Annotated in this window: 21 protein-coding genes; 18 read left to right on the top strand and 3 right to left on the bottom strand. The window is 28.4% G+C overall.

Going from position 1 to position 21,549, the window contains the following annotated elements:
* Positions 1 to 71: 71 nt before the first annotated feature.
* A complete protein-coding gene (locus tag BFN48_RS09495; RefSeq protein ID WP_069650672.1) occupies positions 72 to 419 on the top strand; it encodes a cupin domain-containing protein in 348 nt (115 codons plus the stop codon).
* A gap of 146 nt (positions 420 to 565) precedes the next feature.
* Positions 566 to 2,062 (top strand): B12-binding domain-containing radical SAM protein, encoded by a 1,497-nt coding sequence (locus BFN48_RS09490; protein ID WP_069650671.1) that lies wholly within the window; start codon positions 566 to 568, stop codon positions 2,060 to 2,062.
* Here BFN48_RS09490 and BFN48_RS09485 read toward each other — a convergent pair.
* The gene (locus BFN48_RS09485; RefSeq protein WP_069650670.1) at positions 2,050 to 2,949 is read right to left on the bottom strand and encodes a hypothetical protein; all 900 of its coding nucleotides are present in this window, start codon (positions 2,947 to 2,949) and stop codon (positions 2,050 to 2,052) included. The genes BFN48_RS09490 and BFN48_RS09485 overlap by 13 nt on opposite strands.
* Before the next feature lie 304 nt (positions 2,950 to 3,253).
* On the opposite strand from BFN48_RS09485, the gene BFN48_RS09480 reads away from it, so the two are divergent.
* Genes BFN48_RS09480 through BFN48_RS09470 form a run of 3 tightly spaced genes read left to right on the top strand, consistent with a single transcriptional unit; the run spans position 3,254 to position 5,792 of the window.
* Entirely contained in the window at positions 3,254 to 4,204 is a 951-nt protein-coding gene (locus tag BFN48_RS09480; protein ID WP_069650669.1) for a metal ABC transporter substrate-binding protein, read from the top strand.
* 1 nt (position 4,205) lies between these two features.
* Positions 4,206 to 4,922: a metal ABC transporter ATP-binding protein gene (locus BFN48_RS09475; protein WP_069650668.1), complete on the top strand. Its 717-nt coding sequence runs from the start codon at positions 4,206 to 4,208 to the stop codon at positions 4,920 to 4,922.
* A 33-nt stretch (positions 4,923 to 4,955) separates the two neighbouring features.
* Positions 4,956 to 5,792, top strand: a complete 837-nt coding sequence (locus BFN48_RS09470; RefSeq protein ID WP_069650667.1) for a metal ABC transporter permease — start codon at positions 4,956 to 4,958, stop codon at positions 5,790 to 5,792.
* Between the two features lie 15 nt (positions 5,793 to 5,807).
* Here BFN48_RS09470 and BFN48_RS09465 read toward each other — a convergent pair whose 3' ends face one another.
* Positions 5,808 to 6,245 carry a Fur family transcriptional regulator gene (locus BFN48_RS09465; protein ID WP_069650666.1) on the bottom strand — a complete coding sequence of 146 codons (438 nt, stop codon included), beginning with the start codon at positions 6,243 to 6,245 and terminating at the stop codon, positions 5,808 to 5,810.
* A gap of 166 nt (positions 6,246 to 6,411) precedes the next feature.
* Between BFN48_RS09465 and BFN48_RS09460 the strand changes: the two genes are divergently transcribed.
* The 9 genes from BFN48_RS09460 to BFN48_RS09420 all read left to right on the top strand — a co-directional run bounded on the left by BFN48_RS09460 (position 6,412) and on the right by BFN48_RS09420 (position 16,005).
* Positions 6,412 to 7,530, top strand: a complete 1,119-nt coding sequence (locus BFN48_RS09460) for a SpoIIE family protein phosphatase (protein ID WP_069650665.1) — start codon at positions 6,412 to 6,414, stop codon at positions 7,528 to 7,530.
* A 113-nt stretch (positions 7,531 to 7,643) separates the two neighbouring features.
* Positions 7,644 to 8,189 carry a hypothetical protein gene (locus BFN48_RS09455; protein ID WP_069650664.1) on the top strand — a complete coding sequence of 182 codons (546 nt, stop codon included), beginning with the start codon at positions 7,644 to 7,646 and terminating at the stop codon, positions 8,187 to 8,189.
* Positions 8,190 to 8,533: 344 nt separating this feature from the next.
* Complete coding sequence (locus tag BFN48_RS09450; protein ID WP_069650663.1) at positions 8,534 to 9,211, top strand: response regulator transcription factor; 678 nt, start codon at positions 8,534 to 8,536, stop codon at positions 9,209 to 9,211.
* Position 9,212: 1 nt separating this feature from the next.
* Complete coding sequence (locus tag BFN48_RS09445; RefSeq protein WP_176718862.1) at positions 9,213 to 10,568, top strand: sensor histidine kinase; 1,356 nt, start codon at positions 9,213 to 9,215, stop codon at positions 10,566 to 10,568.
* A 60-nt stretch (positions 10,569 to 10,628) separates the two neighbouring features.
* Entirely contained in the window at positions 10,629 to 11,540 is a 912-nt protein-coding gene (gene nadA, locus BFN48_RS09440) for a quinolinate synthase NadA (RefSeq protein WP_069650661.1), read from the top strand.
* Between the two features lie 15 nt (positions 11,541 to 11,555).
* Positions 11,556 to 13,058, top strand: a complete 1,503-nt coding sequence (gene nadB, locus BFN48_RS09435) for an L-aspartate oxidase (protein ID WP_176718861.1) — start codon at positions 11,556 to 11,558, stop codon at positions 13,056 to 13,058.
* An 18-nt stretch (positions 13,059 to 13,076) separates the two neighbouring features.
* Positions 13,077 to 13,907: a carboxylating nicotinate-nucleotide diphosphorylase gene (gene nadC / locus BFN48_RS09430; protein ID WP_069650659.1), complete on the top strand. Its 831-nt coding sequence runs from the start codon at positions 13,077 to 13,079 to the stop codon at positions 13,905 to 13,907.
* A 242-nt stretch (positions 13,908 to 14,149) separates the two neighbouring features.
* Positions 14,150 to 15,496 carry a glucose-6-phosphate isomerase gene (locus tag BFN48_RS09425; RefSeq protein ID WP_069650658.1) on the top strand — a complete coding sequence of 449 codons (1,347 nt, stop codon included), beginning with the start codon at positions 14,150 to 14,152 and terminating at the stop codon, positions 15,494 to 15,496.
* Between the two features lie 38 nt (positions 15,497 to 15,534).
* Complete coding sequence (locus BFN48_RS09420; RefSeq protein WP_069650657.1) at positions 15,535 to 16,005, top strand: HAD family hydrolase; 471 nt, start codon at positions 15,535 to 15,537, stop codon at positions 16,003 to 16,005.
* Between the two features lie 40 nt (positions 16,006 to 16,045).
* On the opposite strand, the gene BFN48_RS09415 is transcribed toward BFN48_RS09420, so the two are convergent.
* Positions 16,046 to 16,684: a nitroreductase family protein gene (locus BFN48_RS09415; RefSeq protein ID WP_069650656.1), complete on the bottom strand. Its 639-nt coding sequence runs from the start codon at positions 16,682 to 16,684 to the stop codon at positions 16,046 to 16,048.
* A gap of 289 nt (positions 16,685 to 16,973) precedes the next feature.
* On the opposite strand from BFN48_RS09415, the gene BFN48_RS09410 reads away from it, so the two are divergent.
* The 4 genes from BFN48_RS09410 to abc-f all read left to right on the top strand — a co-directional run bounded on the left by BFN48_RS09410 (position 16,974) and on the right by abc-f (position 21,290).
* Positions 16,974 to 18,488, top strand: coding sequence for a sodium-dependent transporter (locus BFN48_RS09410; RefSeq protein ID WP_069650655.1), 1,515 nt, complete (start codon positions 16,974 to 16,976; stop codon positions 18,486 to 18,488).
* Positions 18,489 to 18,530: 42 nt separating this feature from the next.
* Complete coding sequence (locus tag BFN48_RS12255; RefSeq protein ID WP_141706162.1) at positions 18,531 to 18,629, top strand: MetS family NSS transporter small subunit; 99 nt, start codon at positions 18,531 to 18,533, stop codon at positions 18,627 to 18,629.
* 444 nt (positions 18,630 to 19,073) lie between these two features.
* Positions 19,074 to 19,202: a hypothetical protein gene (locus BFN48_RS12820; RefSeq protein WP_278287333.1), complete on the top strand. Its 129-nt coding sequence runs from the start codon at positions 19,074 to 19,076 to the stop codon at positions 19,200 to 19,202.
* A gap of 192 nt (positions 19,203 to 19,394) precedes the next feature.
* On the top strand, positions 19,395 to 21,290 hold the full coding sequence (gene abc-f, locus BFN48_RS09405) for a ribosomal protection-like ABC-F family protein (RefSeq protein WP_069650654.1): 1,896 nt from the start codon (positions 19,395 to 19,397) through the stop codon (positions 21,288 to 21,290).
* The last annotated feature ends 259 nt before the right edge of the window (positions 21,291 to 21,549 follow it).

Raw genomic sequence — 21,549 nt, 5'->3', positions numbered from 1 at the left:
TTTGTAATTATTGGTGGTTTTCTCAAAAATGTAATATAATATAATTAGACTGCTATATAGGAGGGGTTAATATGATAGTTTCCCATGTAAAGAATGTTGAGGGTATAAAAATAGAAAATCCTCAGGTAAAAGATGCAACAATGAAAGTACTGATTTCACCAAAAGAGGGTTGGGAAGGACATGTAATGCGTGTGTTTGAGCTTGGAAAAGGAGGATATACTCCAAGACATACACATGATTGGCCACATATTAATTACATAATAAGGGGTAAAGGAATGTTGCACCTAGATGGTAAAGATTACGAACTAGAGCCAGGTTCATTTGCATATGTACCAGCTGGTAAAATTCATCAATTTAAAAATATTGGTGAAGAAGAATTTGCTTTTATTTGTATAGTACCTGAAAAAGGACATCAATAAAGGATGGGGTAACCATCCTTTTTTTGTTTCCTGTATTTATCCTGTGTTTTTAGTTAACTAATTTTGTATATAAATACTGTTTTATTGTTATATTAAGAAAATAAGACAAATTAAAGATTATTTAAAGAGTCTTTAGGAGGATAAATATGGGAAAGACTGTTTTACTTATCGGCTTTTATAATGAGAAGGCCTTAGGAGTAAGATATCTTGCTAATTATCTAAAAAAACATGGATATATACCACATATACTTTTTTTTAAAGAATTTAACAGTATAAAGCCAAGTAAAGCAAGTAGTAAAGAGCTAGATTTATTAGAAGAGCTTATAAAAAAGATAGAACCTTCTTATATAGGACTTAGTGTTATGTCTTCTCTTTATCTAGAGTCGGTATACCTTGTTAATAACAGAATAAAAGAAAAATTTAATATACCTATTATTTGGGGAGGCGTTTATCCAACTTTATTTCCTGAAAGGGCTCTTAAACATTGTGACTTTGTAATAAGAGGCGAAGGAGAAGAGGCATTAGTAGAATTACTAAATAAACTTGAAGAAAATAATGATCTATCAGATATAAGGAATCTTGCTTTTATAAATGAAAGTGGAGAGATAATAATTAATGAAGTAAGACCTCTTATACAAGATTTAGACAGTCTAGGGTATCCTGAGATAGGGGGATACCATAAATATTATATATTTAATAATGAACTTAAAGAAGGAGATCCTCAGTTAAGGTCAATGGGATATGAGCTAACGGCATCTAGAGGATGTCCATTTGCTTGTTCTTATTGTAGTTCTATTAACATAAAAAGACTTTATTTAAATAAAGGTCGATTTATTAGATTTAGAAGTGTAGATAGTGTTATGAAAGAGCTAAACGAAGCAAAGGAAAAAATAAAAAATCTAAAATTTGTACATTTTTGGGATGAGATATTTCCTGATGATGAAGAATGGATAGAAGAGTTTAAAGAAAGATATAAAAAGGAAATTGGTTTGCCGTTTAAAATATGGGGACATCCATTAAAAATTAGAAAAAGCGTTATAGAAAATTTAGTTGAAGCAGGGTTATATCAAATTGTTGTAGGTATACAAAGTGGTTCTTTGAGAGTTAGAAAAGAGATTTTTCGTAGAACAGAAACACAAGAACAGATTATCAGATCAAGTAAAATATTATCAGAATGTAAAGTACCTAGAGTAATATATGATTTTATGCTTAAACATCCATTTGAAACAGTAGAAGATTTAAAAGAAACTTATAAACTATGTTTAAAACTTGAACCACCATTTGAATTGCAACTTCATGGGTTAAACTTTTTACCAGGAACAGATATAGTACAAATGGCTATAAAAAGAGGATTACTTACAGAAGACGAGCTTGAAAAGATAATGTATAGTTCTATTCAAGAACAATATGATATGTACTGGGGACCTGCTTCAAATAGAATAACAGAAAATAATGTATGGATTTCTTTGATATATCTAACTCAGTTTTCATCTTTAAGACCATTTATTAAAGTGTTATCTAATGAAATAGAAAAAGGCAATAAGGAAAAAGTGGTTGTATTATTACAAAAGGTTATGAAAAAGATATCTAAATTTAGAAATTTTATTTCAAAAGTTAAATTGGTTTTAAATTATAAAATGTGAGACAATAAACTATTAAAAATACTTGTGATAGTTGATTTGATTTGTTCTTTTATTGTTACTCTTTTTATTTTAGATTTAGATAATATATTTTTATCACAAGTTTCGATAGTACCTATATTAGGCGCAACTATATATAATATTATAGTCATTTTATAATTACTAAAATATTTTGCATAAATTCTTCCTTTTAAATTTACTAATGGAAAATCTTCTCCAGAATAATTATTAGGTGGTTTGCCGTATTGTATATATCCTAAATGTTTTTTTCTATATTTATGATTTGGGCCATTAGTGATTACTGTTGAGTCGATTTTAACCCAATCTTTTATACCTAAATAGTCTATATTGTATTTTATTTTATCAATTTTACTTTTAAAATAGATTTTATATTTAGGACATCCTAAAGAGGGTAAAACTAATCTAGTTTGGTCATATCTAGGGACAGATTCTAATTCTTCTATTTTAATTTTTCCGTTAATGTCAAAACCATAAGGGGTATTTGAATTTTCATTGTTATATATAACATATCCTCCATAAAAACTACTGTAATAAGGAGACTCTGGGTCATAATAGCTGGATAATCCTTCTTTGAGTTTAAAATATCCAAAGTTGTAAAAAATAGTTAAAGACAACTTCTTCCCAGTATATTTTGAAAAACCTTCATTATCATTAAAAGTTAGCACAAAGGGATACCAGTCTTTTTCTTTTGTGATAAGGCCACCGGGAATATAGAATTTAATATTCCTTTTATAGGTTATACTATTTAATCTATTATAATAGCTGTATGGATACATAATAATATAACTTTTTAAAGTATTATAGATATTTATTTTTAGAAAAAATAAAATACATAATATCAATGTAAAGAAAAATAGCTTTTTTCTCATATTCATCACTCGAAGATAGAATTTTTTTCAATATATAGTATATCCGAAAATTAAATTCGAGTATTATATGTTTAAAACATATTTTCTAAATGCAAATAGGAATTACTTGCATTTAGGTTATTTTAGTGATATATTTTTGTTATAATTCATAGGAAATTATAAACTACATTGGATTGTAGATAAATTCAATATAATTTCCGTTTATGGATTTCAACAAAATCTACTTTAATTTATTTAAATTAAAGATTTTGTTCGAAATATTTTGCTGTTGTAACATTTTTAAATTTTAAAAGGAGGGGTCATTTTGACTAAGAAAATTATAAGTTTAATACTAATATCTATGATTATTTTTGCTGTTGGTTGCGTAAGTAAAGATATAAAAACTGAAGGACAGAATGCAGAAGATAAACTAAAAGTATATGCAAGTATTTATCCTATGTATGATTTTGCAAAAAATATAGGAAAAGATAAGATAGAATTACATTTGATGATTCCTCCAGGGGCTCAGCCGCATGATTGGGAGCCAACTGCAAAGCTTATGGCTAAAATGGAAAATGCAGATGTGTTTATATACAATGGAGTTATGATGGAGCCATGGGCTGAGAAACTTTTAAATACTATAGACAATAAAAATCTTATTGTTGTAAAAGCTTCTGAAAATGTAAAACTTTTAAAAATTCAAGACCATGACATTCACGAACATGAAGAAGAAAAAAAACATCATCATGGAGAATATGATCCGCATGTATGGTTAGATCCTATTAGAGCTATGAAACAGGCGGAAAATATAAAGAATGCATTTATAAAAGCAGATTATAAAAATAAAGATTTCTATGAAAAGAATTTTAAAGAGTTTGCTGAAAAGTTAAAAGCATTAGATGAAAAATATAAAATAGAATTAAGCAAAGTTAAAAATAGGGAAATAGTAGTATCACATGCAGCTTTTGGTTATATGGCGGATAGATATGGTCTTATACAAATTCCAATTAGAGGACTTAATCCGGAGGAAGAGCCTAGCGCTGCTAAACTGTCTGAGATTGCTGATATTATGAAAGATAAAAAAATAAAATATATATATTTTGAAACATTAACAAGTCCTAAATTAGCTGAAGTTTTAGCTCGAGAAGTTGGTGCAAAAACTGCTGTGTTAAATCCAATCGGAGGGTTAACGAAAGAAGAAATGGACTTAGGTAAGGATTATTTGAAAACAATGGAAGAAAATCTTGAAACACTAATAAAAACTTTGGGTGAATAATATGAAGGCTATAATTAGTATTAAAAGCTTATTTTTTGGTTATAGAGATAAAATGATATTAGAGGATATAAATTTAGATATTTATGAAGGGGATTATATAGGTATAGTAGGACCAAATGGTTCTGGTAAAAGTACGCTAATAAAGCTTATGCTAAATATTTTAAAGCCTGTAAAGGGTGAAATCAGATTATTTGGTCAAGATATAAAAAAGTTCAACAATTGGGATAAGGTTGGCTATGTCGCTCAGAAATCAAATTCGTTTAATAAAAAGTTTCCTGCTACTGTAGAGGAAGTTGTTGCATCTAACCTGTATCCTAAAATTGGGCTTTTTAAGTCAATTAAGCGAAATCATTTAGAATTAGTTCATAATGCTCTTAAAATTGTTAATATGGAAAAGTATAAAAACAAATTGATCGGAGATTTATCGGGAGGCCAGCAGCAAAGGGTTTTTATAGCTAGAGCTCTAGTTAATTCTCCAGAAGTAATTTTCTTAGATGAGCCTACTGTCGGCATAGATATAAAATCACAGGAAGAATTTTATAAACTGCTAGATAATTTAAATAGCGAGATGAAAATTACAATAGTTATGGTTACTCATGATGTTGGTGTTATTAGTGATAGAGTAAAAAAAGCTATATGTATAGAAAATAGAAAATTAATAATACATGATAAAAACTCTAAAACATCATTTCATGAATTAGGAAATTATAGAAAGTAATAGAGGAACAAAATTAAAGAAGGAGTATAAGCTATGATAGATTTGCTTAGATACAGTTTCATGCAAAGAGCTTTAGCTGCGGGGATTATAATAGGCATAATATGTCCTCTTATTGGAATCTTTGTTGTGTTAAGAAGGATGTCTTTAATTGGAGATAGTTTGTCTCATGTAGCTCTATCAGGAGTGGCAGCAGGATTATTAGCGGGAATTTATCCTTTAGGCACAGCTTTATTGTTTTCTGCATCGGCAGCTTTGGCTATAGAGAAATTAAGAAAAAGTTATGAAGATTTTGCGGAATTGGCAATAGCAATTATATTGTCTTTAGGAATAAGTATTGCAGTTGTTTTAATTAGTTTTGCAAAGTCGCTCAATGTAGATTTAATGAGTTATTTATTTGGCAGTATTATAACTGTTAGTAAAACAGATGTATATATGATAATAGGATTAGGATTAATTATAGTAGCTTTTGTAAAACTATTTTATAAAGAACTTTTCTTCATAACTTTTGATGAAGAAGCAGCAAAAATTGCTGGGGTTCCAGTGAAAATAATTAATTTGCTTTTTATTGTTTTGGTTGCTATGACAATAACAGTTTCAATGAGAATAGTTGGAATATTGTTAGTATCTTCGATGATGGTTATGCCAGTAGCAACAAGTCTTCAAATAGCTAGAAGTTTTAAACAGGCTACTTTTCTTTCTATAATATTTGCAGAAATATCAGTTGTATTTGGGATTTTTATTTCATATTATCTTGAAATAGCTCCAGGAGGAACTATTGTGTTGTTTTCTGTATTAATGTTAATTTTAACTATTATGTTAAAAAATCTAGTTCTCAAAATAAAACTAAAAAAGGCTTTAAATAATAGTTAAAGCTAGGGTAGTTCACTAACTACCCTTATTTTTTTTACATTTATCACAGTATCCATATAGTTCGAATTTATGATCTGTCAGAATAAAATTTTTTTTATATACTTCTGGTAGAACTTTATCTAAGGGACAAAAATTTATAAATTCCGTTTTACCGCATTTTTTGCAAATGATGTGGTGATGGTGTGAATCATTTTGTACTAGCTCGAATATAGATGTATTATTTTTTATATTAGTTCTATGGATTATATTGAGGTTAGTAAGGATTTCTAAGTTGCGATAAATTGTAGAAAAATTAGTTTGAGGACATTTTTCTTTAGATTTTAAGAAAATCTCTTCTGCTGTTAAAAAATTGTCTTTATTTTCGAATAGAACTTCTATAATTGCTTTTCTCTGATTAGTTAGCTTTAAGCCTTTTTCTTTTAATTTTTTTTCTATTGATTCTATTGTAATCATATAATTCAACTCCTATAGATTATCCTATCAAAAATATTTTATAATAATTTATACTAAATTGTAACCCTAAGAAAAAGAAACTTATGTTCTTATGGTATAATGAAATAAACGTAGTATTTTTTTAGCTAATTAAAGATGTAAAATCATTACATAAGGAGTGGGGCTTATGTTGAAAGAAGGTTTGAAGCAAGATGAAAAAATAGAAATCTATCAAAGGTTATCTTATGATATATTAGATGGTATGATTGATTGGGTTAGAGTAATTGATAGAGATGGAACAATAATATATGCTAATAAGACTATGAGAGAAGAATTAGGAGAAGATATAGTAGGCAGTAAGTGCTATTCAGCGTTAAAAAAACCTTGTCACTGTAAAACTTGCATTACACAATCAACAATAAAAACTGGTGAAATATTAGAGAAGGAAGAAATTATAGATGATAGGATTTTTGCTGTAAAAAGCTCACCTGTTCGAGATAATCAAGGTAATATTTATGCAGCAGTTGAGGTTTTTAGAGATGTTACGAAAGAAAGAAAGCTTGAGTATGAGTTGATTAAAAAAAATGAAAAAATGCGTAGTGAAATATCATTTGCACGTAAATTACAAGAGAGAATATTACCTAAAAAAGGAAGATACGGTAATTTGTCGATAGATTATATTTATAATCCTTCTGAAATGTTAAGTGGTGATATGTTTGATATATTCAACATTGATGATGAAAATGTAGGCGTATATATAAGTGATGTAGTTGGACATGGAGTATCTGCTTCTATGATAACTATGTTAGTTAAACAAAGCATGAGGGATATAAAAGATTATAAGTTAAGTCCAAGAGAAGCTTTAATAAAGCTTCATAAGGGTTTTGTTGAACTTGGATTAGATGATGATAAATACTTTACTATATTTTATGGGATTGTAAATACAAAAGAAAATATTTTTACTTTTGTAAATGGTGGTCATAATTGTAGTCCAATTTTAATAAGAGATAATAAAGTTAAATTATTAGAGGCAAAAGGATATCCGATAACATATCTATTTGATAAAGTAGATTATGATGAACACAAAATAAAGCTTAGTAAAGGTGATAGATTGATATTCTATACAGATGGAATTGTTGAAGCTATAAATGAAAAAGGAGAGCAATTTGGAATAGATAGGTTATTAAATATGATGAAATATGAAGGTGACCAGTTCATGGGATATATAGAGGATGAGATAGATGATTTTAGACAGAGTGCTAAGCAAGATGATTTTGCTGTTTTAATGATGAGAGTTTTGGGATAATATGGATATAATTTTACACACTTTTTCCACAATTATAATATTTTTATTCCAAAATCTCCTCTTATAATAAAAGTGTAAAGAGAAAAAACAAAATTAAGGGAGGAGAGATTAATATGAAAAAACTTTTAACTTTCTTATTAGTAGGTGTTATGCTTCTTACAATTGCAGGAGGTGTTTTTGCAGAAGGGCCAAATGATTTTGCAAAAGATTTTTCAGAAAAACCATTCAAATTAAGTGAAAGGCCATTTCAAATTAGAGAAAGAGAAAATCTAAGATTTGAAGCAATGAAAGAATTTAGAGATGAATTACACAAAATAAATGAACTTAGAATAGAAAGACTTAGTTTAAGAATGCAAATAATAGAAAAACATGATACTATATTAGACTTGTATATTGAAGCTAGAGAAAATGGAAATATTGAAGCTTTAAAAGAGGCTAGAGAAGTAAGAAAGCAGATTAGAGAAATAAATAGAGAAATTAAAGGTCTATGGGAACAAATAAGAGTTGAAAGAAAAGCATTTAGAGAAGATGTAAAAAATAACGACTTCGATTCAGCAAGAGAACATATTAATAAAGTTATAGAACTAAAAACAATTATAAATGAGAAGATTTCTGAGAAGATTGTATTATTAGACGAAGTAATCGATATTCTTTCATAAAGAGATAGGTTTATCCTATCTCTTAACTTGTTGACAAATTTATATTTTTAATGAATTGAAAAAATAGCGCTTATAGACAAATCTTTAGAGAAAACATAGACTTATAATATCGAAAAATCCTAACGCACCTAATCAAGACGTCCTGTCTTGTAGGATGCTGGTTTAGCGTCCTGCTAAGCCTACGAATTTTTCTGAAATTCTTCATCAAGTTTTCTTTACTAAAGCTTTGTAATTATTCGCTTATATTTTTTCAATCATTATAGTTTTATTTTGTCTACAGTCTGAGAGATAGGTTTATCCTATCTCTTTTGTTATATGTTATAATCTATTTGAGGAGGTGGATTATGAAGCATATTTTTGTTGTTGATGATGAAAGAAATATTAGAGATCTTATAAAGAAATATCTTCTAAAAGAAGGCTATAAAGTTACTTTATTTGAAGAAGGAACAAATCTTTTAAGAGAGATTAGTAGGCTAAAGCCTGATTTAATAGTACTAGATATTATGATGCCAGGTATTGATGGATTAGAATTATGTAAAGCGATTAGAAAAAATAGCGATGTTCCTATAATATTTGTTTCGGCAAAGGATGAAGAGGTTGACAGAATAATAGGTTTAGAACTTGGCGGAGATGATTATTTATCTAAACCATTCAGCCCTAGAGAGTTAGTTGTAAGGATTAAAAATATTTTAAGAAGAATAGAAAAGACTATAAACGTTAATGATACTATAATTGAAATTAAAGATATTAAAATACATACAGCGAGAAGATTTGTTGAAGTAAATGGTAAAGAACTTAAACTTACTACAAAAGAATATGATTTATTTGAATATCTTGCAAAGAATAAAAATAGACCTTTTACTAGAGATGAGCTTATTGATAAAATATGGGGGTACGATTATATAGGAGATACGAGAATGATAGATGATTTAGTTAAAAGGATTAGAAAAAAGCTCAAAGAGATAAATTCAAAATTAGAAATAACAACCGTCTGGGGTTATGGGTATAGGATGGATGATTAATATGAGAAAGATAGGAAATAAAATTATATTATCATATTTTTTAATATTACTTGTAGTTTTTTTAGTTACTAGTACAACTTTTAATTATTTATCTAAAAAATATTTAATAAGAGAAACTCGAGTACAGTTAAGAGATGAAGGACAAAAAATTGCAGAATTATTAAGGAATATGGATCTTCAAGAAAGTAATTTAAGAGATATTATTTTAAAGAGTAGACAGTTAAAGATAGCTGGTAAATTTATAGATTCTGAAGTACTAGTACTTAATAAAGAGGGTAAAATAGTTTATAAGGATTTTAAAAACTTAAATCAAAGTATATTATATAAATTACTAAAGTTTAAACAATCAACTTTAAATGGTTATATAGTTGAGAGAGTTGTAATAAAAGGGAAAAATCAACGTATTAATGGTTATGTTTTTTTATTTACTAGAATAAAGAATATACATGCATTAAATAGATTAATGAGACAAACTCAAAGTTTAAGTTTTATTATAGCTTCGATAATAGCACTATTTATTGGTATGATTTTTCAAAATAATATTTCACAGCCTATTAAAATGTTAAAGGATAAAATGATAAATTTTTCGATTGATAGTTTTCATGAATATCCAGATATTAATACAGGTGATGAGATAGAGGAATTAGATAAAAGTTTCAAAGAAATGGCAGAAAGAATAAAAAGATATAGTAAGCAGCAGAAAAGATTTTTACAAAATACTTCACACGAACTTAAAACTCCATTAATGTCGATTCAAGGATATGCAGAGGCTATAAAAGATGGAGTTGTAGAAGGTAAAGAGTTGGAAGAAAGTCTTGATATAATTATAGAAGAGAGTCAGCGACTTAAAAAAACAGTTGATGAAATAATATATTTAGCTAAGATTGAAAATGTAGAAGAAAATTTTAATTTTGAAGAAGCTGATTTATCAAAAGTTATATTTAAATCAATAAAAACTATTAAATCTTTGGCAGATGAGAAAAATATAAATATAGATGTGCAAATAGAAAAGGATTGTATTGTTAAAATAGATTCAGAAAAAATACTAAGGGCATTAGTTAACATTTTAGGAAATTGCGTAAGATATGCTGAAAGTAAAATAAGTATTAATGCAAGTTGTAAAGGTGAAAAAATAGAAATAGTTATTAAGGATGATGGAGAAGGTTTTAAAGATGGAGAGGAGAATAGAATATTTGAAAGATTCTATAAAGGGAAAAAAGGAAGTACAGGTATTGGTTTAGCTATTACAAAAGCAATAATAGAAGGACATAATGGAAGTATTTATGCATGTAATGGAATGCCAAAAGGAGCTGTTTTTAGGATAGAACTACCTAAAGTTGATTGTAACAAATATTAGTGCTATACTTTTGGTATAGATGCAAAGACAGATGTAAATACAATAGAAGGGGTAATATATATGGATAAACAAAGGATTGTTGATGAGATTATAAAACTTAAGAAAGAGAAGGATGCTATTATATTAGCTCACAATTATCAAATACCAGAAGTACAGGAAATTGCAGATATTATTGGAGACTCTTTAGCTTTAAGTAAAGCTGCAAGTAATGTTGATAATAAAATAATCGTTTTCTGTGGAGTACATTTTATGGCTGAAAGTGCAAAAATACTTTCTCCAGATAAGAAGGTACTATTACCAGCAAAAGATGCTGGATGTCCTATGGCAGATATGGTGACAGCAGAGAAGCTAAGAGAATATAAAGAAAAAAATCCAGATACTTATGTTGTTTGTTATGTGAATTCTTCTGCAGCTGTTAAAGCTGAAAGTGACATATGCTGTACCTCATCAAATGCTCTAAAAGTTGTTAATAGTATTAATGCAGAAAAAATATTATTTGTACCTGATAGAAATTTAGGTAATTATATAAAGAGCAAAGTTAAAAATAAACAAATTGATTTATGGCCTGGATTTTGTATAACTCATCATAGAGTTAAAGAAGCTGAAGTAATAAAAGTTAAAGATGTGCATCCAGATGCTTTAGTTTTAGTTCACCCAGAATGTAATGAAGATGTTGTTAAAATGGCAGACTTTGTTGGAAGTACTTCACAGATTATTGATTTTGCTACAAAGTCCAGCAACAAGAAATTTATTATAGGAACAGAAATGGGAGTTTTGCATAAGCTTAGAAAAGATAATCCTGATAAGAAATTTTATCTTCTATCACCTGGGCTTATATGCAATAATATGAAAAAAACTAACTTAAATGATGTATTAAATGCACTTAAATATGAAGAATTTGAAATTACTGTACCTGAAGATATAAGAGTAAAGGCAATGAAATCTTTACAAAGGATGATGGAGATAAAATAGGTAGAGGTGAAATTTGTGGGGTCAAAAAATACTGCTGATGTTATTATAATAGGCTCAGGTTTAGCTGGGGTTTATACGGCTCTTAATTTAGATAGCAGGTTGAATGTTAAGATATTATCAAAAGGAGAGATATTTGATAATAATTCTTCCCTTGCTCAGGGAGGTATTGCAGCAAGTTTAGAAATAGATGATTTAGATGCACATATTAAGGATACTTTAAATGCAGGTTCAGGTGTAAATAATATAGATAATTTAAAGATAATGGTATATGAGGCTAAAGAAAATGTAGGTAAACTTATAGAATTTGGAGTTCCTTTTGACAGAGATAGTTATGGAAGATTAAGAACCACATTAGAAGGTGGACACAGTAGAGCAAGGATACTTCACGCTGGTGGAGATGCAACAGGGAAAGAGATAATGAAAGCTCTGTATAAAGAGGTAGTTTATAGAGATAATATAGAGATTTTAGATGATACAATGGCTGTTGAGCTAATCAAAAAAGATGATAAATGTATAGGTGTCAAGATTATTAAAAATGATAAATTAATCAGTATATTTTCTAAGGCTGTAGTTATTGCAACAGGTGGGATAGGAGCTTTATATAAAAATAGTACTAATTCTCCTTTAGCTACAGGAGATGGTATATCAATGGCATACAGAGCGGGTTGTATGCTTGATAATATGGAATTTATCCAGTTCCACCCTACAGCACTTTATTCTGAAGGTGAAGGAAAAAAATTTTTGATATCAGAGGCTGTAAGAGGTGAAGGAGCATATTTAAGAAATAAGTTTGGAGAAAGATTTATGCTTAAGATTCATCCTAAGGGAGAATTAGCTCCTAGAGATATTGTTGCACAGAGTATACACAATGAATTAATCAAAACGAATAGTGAATTTGTATATTTAGATATAACACATAAAGATAGAGATTTTCTTATTAGAAGATTTCCTACAATTTTTAATAAATGTTTAGAATATGGTTTAGATATGTCAAAAGATTTAATACCTGTTGCACCTGTAGAGCACTATTTTATTGGAGGAATAAAAGTTAATGATGATGGAATGACTAGTTTAGAGAATTTATACGCTTGTGGAGAGTGTACTAATACAGGCGTACATGGAGCAAACAGATTAGCTAGCAATTCTTTATTAGAATGTATTGTGTTTGGTAGACGAATAGCTAACTCTATTAATAATACTATAGAAAACATTCCATTAAATATATTGGATAGTGCTTATGAAACTGAAATAAAAACTGAAGTGGATGAATATTTATTTAAAACTATTAAGGACAGAATAAGGCAAACTATGGACAAATATGTAGGAATAGTACGTACAACATCGGGGTTATTAAAAGCTAGAGAAATAATAGATGATATATATGAAATGCTGAAAAATAAATACAGATATAGCAAAGAATATATTGAAGTCTTAAATATGGCTATTGTATCAAAAAGTATTATAGAAAGCTGTATTAAAAGAGAAAATAGTCTAGGATGTCATTATAGAATAAATTAATAATGATGAGGTGTTAAAATGCTAGTGCTTCAAATAGAAGATATAATTAAAAATGCTTTGATAGAAGATATGAATAATGGCGATATTACAACTGACAATTTAATAGGACAAGATGATATTTCTGAAGCTGAAATTATCGCTAAAGAAGATGGGATATTAGCTGGAATAGAAATAGCTGAAATTACTTTTAAACTACTCGATAAAGATATACAATTTTATAGGTTAAAGGAAGATGGACAGTTTTTAAGAAAAGGTGATGTTATAGCTAAAATAAAAGGTAAAACTAGAGCTATTTTATCTGGCGAGAGAACAGCTCTAAATTTTCTTCAGAGATTATCAGGAATTGCAACTAAGACTAGAAAGTTTGTAGATAAAGTAGAGAAATATAAAGTTAGGGTAGCTGATACAAGAAAAACTACACCTGGTATTAGAGTTTTAGAAAAATATGCTGTAAAATTAGGCGGAGGGTCAAACCATAGATATAATTTATCAGATGCTGTTATGATAAAAGATAATCATATAAGAGCTGTTGGAAGTATAGAAAGAGCGATTAAATTAATGAGAGAAAAGGTTTCACATACTGTTAAAATAGAGGTAGAGGTTGAAACTATCGAAGAATTTAAACAAGCTCTAAGTGCAGGAGCTGATATTATAATGCTTGATAATATGAGTATTGAGAAAATGAAAGAAGCAGTGAGTATAAATAATAAAAAAGCTATATTAGAAGCATCTGGTAATGTTAATATAGATAATATTGAGGAAGTTGCTAAAACTGGAGTAGATGTAATTTCAGTCGGAGCATTAACTCATTCAGTTAAAGCATTAGATATCAGTTTGAACATTAAATAAAGAGATTAATCGAGGGATTTTAAGTCCCTCGTTTTTTATAATCCATAGGAAATTATAAACTTTTTTTGAAAAGTGGATAATTTAAAATATAATTTCCGTAATGGATATAGGCAAAATCTTCCTATAATCTATTTAAATCGAAGATTTTACTCTAATTTATAGTCTATAAATATATTTGATTTGGATATTATATAATAGTAAAATGTAACTATTGGATACAAATACTTAAGGAGGGGAAATAAATGAATGCTATTACATTAGATTACTCTAATGCTCTTATAAAAAAACATGAATTAGAATATATGAAAGCTCAAATTTCTTTTGCTCATAAAATGCTTCATGAAAAAAATGGACCAGGCAATGATTTTTTAGGTTGGGTAGATTATCCTATAAATTATGATAAAGATGAATTTGCAAGAATAAAACTAGCTGCTGAAAGAATAAAAGAAACTTCAGATGTTTTTATAGTAGTAGGTATTGGTGGTTCTTATTTAGGAGCAAGAGCTGCAATAGAAGCTTTAGGTCATACATTTTATAATATACTTTCTAAAGATAAAAGGAAAACACCTGAAATTTATTTTGTAGGAAATAATATTAGTGGTACATATTTAAGACATTTGTTTGATGTTATACAAGGTAAAGATATAAGTATAAATGTAATATCAAAGTCTGGGACTACAACAGAGCCAGCTATAGCATTTAGAATATTAAAGGAATATATGGAGAAAAAATATGGAAGGGAAGAAGCGAGAAAAAGAATATTCGCTACAACAGATAAAGTTAAGGGAGCATTAAGAAAATTAGCTGAGGAAGAAGGTTATGAAACTTTTGTGATACCTGATGATGTCGGAGGAAGATTTTCAATATTTACACCAGTTGGATTGTTGCCAATAGCTGTTGCAGGTATAGACATAGATAAAATTATGGAAGGTGCTAAAGCAGGTAGAGAAGAGTATATGGTAGAAGATTTGGAAAAAAATCCTTGTTATCAATATGCGGCTTTAAGAAATATACTTTATAGAAAAGGTAAAGATATAGAAATATTAGTTAATTATGAACCTTATCTTCGCTATTTAGCAGAGTGGTGGAAACAGTTATATGGAGAAAGTGAAGGTAAAGATGGTAAGGGAATATTCCCAGCTTCAGTTGAATTTTCAACAGACTTGCATTCTTTAGGACAATACATACAAGATGGTAGAAGAGATTTATTTGAAACGGTTATAAACATAATAAATCCTAAAGAAGACATAGAGATACCAAAAAATGAGAAAAATTTAGATGGACTTAATTATCTTAAAGGTAAGACTATGGATTTTGTAAACAAAAGAGCTTTTGAAGGTACATTACTTGCACATACTGATGGCAACGTACCTAATATTGTAATAAATGTATCTGAAATGAATGAATACTATTTCGGAAAGCTTATTTATTTCTTTGAAAAAGCTTGTGGAATAAGTGGATATATATTAGGGGTTAATCCTTTCGATCAACCAGGAGTTGAAGCATATAAGAAAAATATGTTTGCATTACTAGGTAAGCCAGGTTTTGAAGATTTAAGAGAAGAATTAATTGAAAAAATGAAAAAATAAAATTGTTTTAGATATATGTTTTTTAGTGGGGGGATAGCGTGATAGAATTAGATATACCATCATATAAACAATTAAAAATAAAGTATGTTATATTTGATTACAATGGTACTTTAGCTGTAGATGGCATTATGAAGTCTGAAATCAAAGAAAAGCTTAAGAAGTTAAGCGAAAAAGTAGAAGTTTATGTATTAACAGCTGATACATATGGCAATGTAAAAGAAAATCTTAGAGATGTAAATGTTAATCTCAAAATAATTTCTCAAGAAAATGGAAAAATTGATAAGCTTAACTTTGTTAAGGAATTAGGGGCTGAGTATTGTATAGCTATAGGCAATGGGAATAACGATATGCTTATGCTTAAAGAAGTACAAATAGGGATAGTGATAATAGGAGATGAAGGTTGTTTTGTAGAAACAATCAAAAATAGCGATATTATAACAAAAAATATAGATACTTGTTTAGATTTATTATTAAATCCTAATAGATTAAAAGCTACTTTGAGAGGATAGCGAATGTAAATAGCGGAGGTTTCTACCTCCGCAAAATATTTTATTCAATGATTGTCATAACTTCCTCTAAAGGCTTTCTTGGTGGGCTTTTTAGTTCAGATTCTTCTGGCACTCCAAGTGGAGTCATTGCTGCAAGAAAATATCCTTCTTTTTTAAAACCTATATAGTCAGCTATTTCTTTACTTGCATAATTAGGTCCTGTCATCCAGCAAGTGCCATATCCCATATTAGATGCAGCTAAAAGAATGTTTTCCATTGCAGCAGCGATATTTTGTATACCTGGGTTTGGTAAAATAACAGCATCTAACTCTTCTTTCGATGCTCCTTTTTCTTTTAGCAGTTCAAGACCAGTTGAAGGATATGGACCAGCATATACTAATATTACTACTGGTGCATTTCTAAAAACTGTATGATATTTTAGGTATTTAGTAAATGACTTTTTAGTATTTTCATCTTTTGCATAGTTCGCAAGTTCTGCATTTTTTCTCTCGACGATTCTAGCCATCTCTTCTATTTTTGCTTTATTCTTTATAACGACAAAATGCCAGTTCTGCAGATTCTTACCTGATGGAGCATATGTACCAGCTTTTATTATTTCTTTTATATCTTCTATAGGTACGTCTATGTTTTTAAACTTCCTAACACTATGTCTTTTGTAGATAAAATCCAATCTTTCCATTTATTACCCTCCTTTTGTCATTCAATATTCATTATACGAAAATCGAATATAGATAAGCAAATGACGACATTATTTTAATTTAATATTACATGAAAAAAGATAATAGTTCAATAAATTACCACAAAATGGATGGAATAAGTTTTTAATCAAAAAACTAATATTTTAAAAATATTTTTAATATTCCGATAATATATATTTTATATAAGATATATTCTAATAAATATCTAAAGAAGGGGGAGAGTTTTAAATTAAAGTTTTTAATTTATCTAAAGTATAAGGAGGGAACATTATGCTTGACAGAGAAAGATGGAGCACAAGGACTGCATTTGTTTTTGCAGCTATAGGCTCAGCTGCAGGATTGGGTAATGCGTGGCGTTTCCCTTATATGGCAGCTGAAAATGGAGGAGGAGCTTTCTTAATACCTTATTTTATAGCATTACTAACAGCTGGAATTCCTCTATTAATAGCAGAATTTGCTATAGGTCATAAGTTTCAAGCTGGTGCACCTACTGCTTTTAGTAAGATTAAAAAAGGCTGGGAGAGTTTGGGATGGTTGGCTATAGCAGCTAGTTTTGTAATAATAACTTATTATAGTGTGATTATGGCTTGGGTAATTGATTATTTATGGTATTCTTTAAAAATAGCATGGGGTAGTGCACCAAAAGACTTCTTCTTAAATAAAGTTCTTCAAATTTCTAGTGGACCTGGTGAATTAGGAGGATTTAGTTTACCGATTATAATAGGATTAATATTAGCTTGGGGAGCGATTTATTGGTGTATTAGAAATGGTGTGCATTCAGTAGGTAAGGTTGTTAAATGGACAGTGCCATTGCCTGTTATAATGCTCGGTATATTAGTAATAAGAGCTTTAACATTGCCAGGAGCAATAGATGGTATTAATTTCTATTTAAATCCTGATTTTTCAAAATTATTAGATCCTAAAGTTTGGGCATCCGCATATGGTCAAGTTTTCTTTACATTGAGTTTAGCATTTGGTGTAATGATTGCTTATGCAAGCTATTTGCCTAGAAAGTCAGATATTACTAACAATGCTCTTATTACAGTGTTTGCAAATTGCGGCATTAGTTTCTTAGCAGGTTTTGCAGTTTTTGGTACAATGGGATATATGGCTTTTACTAAAGGGGCTTTAGTTAGTGAAGTTGCAGGAAATGGTGGAGTTGGATTAGCTTTTTGGACTTATCCAGAAGCAATAAGCTTATTACCATTTGGTGCAGTAATATTCTCATTAGTATTTTTTATAATGTTGTTTACTTTAGGAATAGATTCAGCATTTTCACTTATTGAAGGTGTTGTTGCTGGTTTAGTTGACAAATGGGGATGGAATAAGAAAAAAGTTGTACGTTTAACATGTCTTGTAGGCTTTATTATAAGTTTCCTTTATGCTACAAAAGGAGGATTATACTGGTTAGACATTGTTGATAGATATATTAATAACTTTGGTATAGTAGCAGTTGGTTTATTTGAAGCAATTGCAATAGGTTGGATTTATAAAACATCAAAATTAAGAAATTACTTTAATCCTATATCTGAGGTGAAACTAGGTAAGTGGTATGATGTAATGATTGCTGTTATTACTCCAATAGTTCTTGGTGGAATATTGATTTGGAATATAGTACAAGAAATAATTGATGTAGTAAATGGAAAATTTTATGGGGGATATCCACTTTGGTCTATTATAATAGGCGGTTGGTTAATGTTAGCAGTTGTTATTATAGTATCTATAGTATTAGGTAAAACTAAGAGTCAATATAATTCAGATGTAAAAATAATGCAAGAAGAGTAGTAGTAAAAAAATAATATTTAACCTTTGAGGAGGTCGGTAAAGATGACCGTTGGAGCATGGATTATGCTTATAATAGGAGTATTATTCTTATACGGAGGACTTTTCTGGTCTATATCGATTGCAAAGAAAAGTAAAAATTAAAGAGAAGGATTAGAGATTGCAAGATGCAATCTCTAATCTTTTGTATTTTTGATCTAGGGGTAAGTGTTAGTTTAATGGATTTGTTAATATTTAGATTTATGTTAAAAAAATGTAATATATAAAGGAATGTTTTTTGCTTTAACGAATATACTATATAATATTTTAGAAAGTTCAGAAAAAATTCGGAAAGGTGGAATGTATTATAATGAGGTTTGCTATATTTAATGCTATTTTTGTGTTTATTTTTTTTGGTATTTGGGTATATTGTTTTATTTTATTCATTAAACTTGCTCATAGAGGTATTAAAGCACTTGATATTTATATTAAAAAGAATGAAGATATATATAGATAAATTAGTGGGAAATATTATAATTTTCAAAAAGTATTGTGAAAGTTATATTTTATATGGTAAAATTTAATTAATAAACTAAAGGAGTGTAAGTGGTGAAAGCTCAAGTTCTAAGTAATGTTATTTTGGATAGGCTACCAGCTTCAAATTCAGCGATTACATTTATTCAAGCAATCCAAGGGGGTAGTGTGTCCAAAATTAAATATTATGTTAACTTAGAATGAGTAAATTATCTTTACCACTAATTTTCTAAAAAACATTTGAATGATGTGCCGAATGTATGCCTAGGTAAAGAAATATTTACCTAGGCTTTTTGTGTCTCTACAATTTATATTAGTGGATTGGAAGACCTAGGTGAAGATATACTCGCCTAGGTTTTTGTTTTATTAATTAGTTATAGAAATGGAGGGGTTTTCATGATTGAGCTAAGTTTAAATGATGTTGAAAAATATTATGGAGCAAATAAAATACTGAAAAAAATTTCTTTTGAGGTTAAAACTGGTGAAAGAGTAGGGTTAGTTGGATCTAACGGTGCGGGGAAGACTACAATATTTAAAATAATAGCTGGTATTGAAAATTATGAAAATGGCATTATATCTATAAGAAAAGGAGCAACGATAGGATATCTCGATCAAATACCTGTCTTCCCATATGATTATAAGGTAATAGATGTATTAAACACTGCTTTTGAAGAGCTATTTAAAATACGAGGAGATATGAAAAAACTAGAAGAGAAAATGAATATTATAAAAGGTGAAGAGTTAGATAAAGTTATTAAAAGATATGGTCAATTACAGTTGTTATTTGAATATAAAGGTGGTTATGATATAGAAGAAAAGTTAAACAAAATATGTACAGGTTTGAAAATTGAAGAAGATTTTAGAGAGAGGAAATTTTCTACATTGAGTGGTGGTGAAAAGACTACTGTTTTACTAGGGAAAATTTTATTACAAAATCCAGATATATTATTACTTGATGAGCCGTCAAATCATTTAGATATAGAATCTATTGAGTGGCTTGAAAGTTTTCTTAATGAATATAGTGGAACAGTTTTGATAATATCACATGACAGATATTTTCTTGATAGAGTAGTTAATAAAATAATAGAAATAGAAGCAGGAAAAGCTAAAATGTTTTATGGTAATTATTCTTACTATGTTAAAGAAAAAGAAAGACAGCTAATAGAGGCATTTCAGGCTTATAAAAATCAGCAAAAAAAAATAAAAGATATGGAAGAAGCAATAAAGAGGTTTAGAGATTGGGGATATAGAGCTGATAATGCGGATATGTTTAAAAAAGCAAAGAATATGGAAAAAAGGCTAGAGAGAATGGGAAAAATAGAAAAACCAATATTAGAAAAACCAAAGATACAATTAAAATTTTCTAATAGTAATAGATCTGGTAAAGATGTAATAATAATAAAGGAGTTAAGTAAGTCGTTTGGAAATAATACTATTTTTAAAAAACTAAATTTACATGTTAGATATGGAGAAAAGCTGGGTATATTAGGCAAAAATGGAAGTGGCAAATCAACACTTATAAAAATGTTATTAAATCAGTATACTCCTGATGAAGGAGAAATTATTATTGGTACTGGCGTTAATATTGGATATCTAGAACAAGATATAATATTTGATAATGAAGATTCTACTGTACTAGAAGTATTTAGAGATTACTTCCCTATGCCTGAAGATAAGGCTAGAAGAATTTTAGCTAAGTTTTTATTTTATAGTGAAGATGTATTCAAAACAGTAAAAAATCTCTCAGGAGGCGAGAAAACAAGATTAAAGTTGTGTTTATTGATGCAGCAAGATATAAATACTTTAATATTAGATGAACCTACAAATCATTTAGATATTGATTCAAGAGAAATGCTAGAAGATGCATTATCAGATTTTGGGGGAACTATTATATTTATTTCTCACGATAGATATTTTATAAATAAAATTGCTGATAGGATAGTAGAGCTTGAGAACAAAAAATTAATAAATTACTTAGGCAACTATGATTACTATAAAAATGAAAAAACAAGGAGAATGCTTAGTAATAGTATAAATAATCAAGTGAAACAGAAAGAAATAAAGAAAGGTTATAAGAAAGGAGCAAGTAAAAGAAAAATAAATGTAGATAAACAGATATGTGATTTAGAAAAGGAAATAGAACAGTTAGAAAAACTTATTGAAGAAAAAGATAAAGCTATGGAAAAATACAAAACGGATTATATTAAATTAAATGAAATTTATAATGAAAAACAAAAACTTAAAATGAGATTTGAAGAATTAATGGATAAATGGATTGAGTTGAATGATTAACGAATTACTATTCAGTAAATGTTAAAAGTAAAAGGGGGCAGATTAAAACAAGAAAAATTTAATTATATGAGAAGGGATTTTCTAAAAAAAATAGAAATAACAAGGAAGTTAATAAATTAAAATAATCAATAGTTGATAGACAATAGGTTAATAACTATTGATTGCCAACTTAATATTAATTTTTTTAATTATAATTTTAATTTATTTAAAAAATATATTGACTTTTATTAAGAATAGTAATAGTATTTAATTAGAAATT

This window comes from Caloranaerobacter ferrireducens (assembly GCF_001730685.1).
Lineage (GTDB): Bacteria > Bacillota > Clostridia > Tissierellales > Thermohalobacteraceae > Caloranaerobacter > Caloranaerobacter ferrireducens.
The sequence above is the reverse complement of the archived record's forward strand: the minus strand, read 5'-3'. Positions and strand labels throughout refer to the sequence as shown.

Coding starts and splice junctions, on each gene's coding strand:
- BFN48_RS09475 (WP_069650668.1), top strand. CDS start 4,206: ATGAAGGCTATAATTAGTATTAAAAGCTTATTTTTTGGTTATAGAGAT.
- nadC (WP_069650659.1), top strand. CDS start 13,077: ATGCTAGTGCTTCAAATAGAAGATATAATTAAAAATGCTTTGATAGAA.
- abc-f (WP_069650654.1), top strand. CDS start 19,395: ATGATTGAGCTAAGTTTAAATGATGTTGAAAAATATTATGGAGCAAAT.
- BFN48_RS09455 (WP_069650664.1), top strand. CDS start 7,644: ATGAAAAAACTTTTAACTTTCTTATTAGTAGGTGTTATGCTTCTTACA.
- BFN48_RS09450 (WP_069650663.1), top strand. CDS start 8,534: ATGAAGCATATTTTTGTTGTTGATGATGAAAGAAATATTAGAGATCTT.
- BFN48_RS12255 (WP_141706162.1), top strand. CDS start 18,531: ATGACCGTTGGAGCATGGATTATGCTTATAATAGGAGTATTATTCTTA.
- BFN48_RS09470 (WP_069650667.1), top strand. CDS start 4,956: ATGATAGATTTGCTTAGATACAGTTTCATGCAAAGAGCTTTAGCTGCG.
- BFN48_RS09460 (WP_069650665.1), top strand. CDS start 6,412: ATGTTGAAAGAAGGTTTGAAGCAAGATGAAAAAATAGAAATCTATCAA.
- BFN48_RS09410 (WP_069650655.1), top strand. CDS start 16,974: ATGCTTGACAGAGAAAGATGGAGCACAAGGACTGCATTTGTTTTTGCA.
- BFN48_RS09485 (WP_069650670.1), bottom strand. CDS start 2,949: ATGAGAAAAAAGCTATTTTTCTTTACATTGATATTATGTATTTTATTT.
- BFN48_RS09415 (WP_069650656.1), bottom strand. CDS start 16,684: ATGGAAAGATTGGATTTTATCTACAAAAGACATAGTGTTAGGAAGTTT.
- BFN48_RS09425 (WP_069650658.1), top strand. CDS start 14,150: ATGAATGCTATTACATTAGATTACTCTAATGCTCTTATAAAAAAACAT.
- BFN48_RS09445 (WP_176718862.1), top strand. CDS start 9,213: ATGAGAAAGATAGGAAATAAAATTATATTATCATATTTTTTAATATTA.
- nadA (WP_069650661.1), top strand. CDS start 10,629: ATGGATAAACAAAGGATTGTTGATGAGATTATAAAACTTAAGAAAGAG.
- BFN48_RS09490 (WP_069650671.1), top strand. CDS start 566: ATGGGAAAGACTGTTTTACTTATCGGCTTTTATAATGAGAAGGCCTTA.
- BFN48_RS09465 (WP_069650666.1), bottom strand. CDS start 6,245: ATGATTACAATAGAATCAATAGAAAAAAAATTAAAAGAAAAAGGCTTA.
- BFN48_RS09495 (WP_069650672.1), top strand. CDS start 72: ATGATAGTTTCCCATGTAAAGAATGTTGAGGGTATAAAAATAGAAAAT.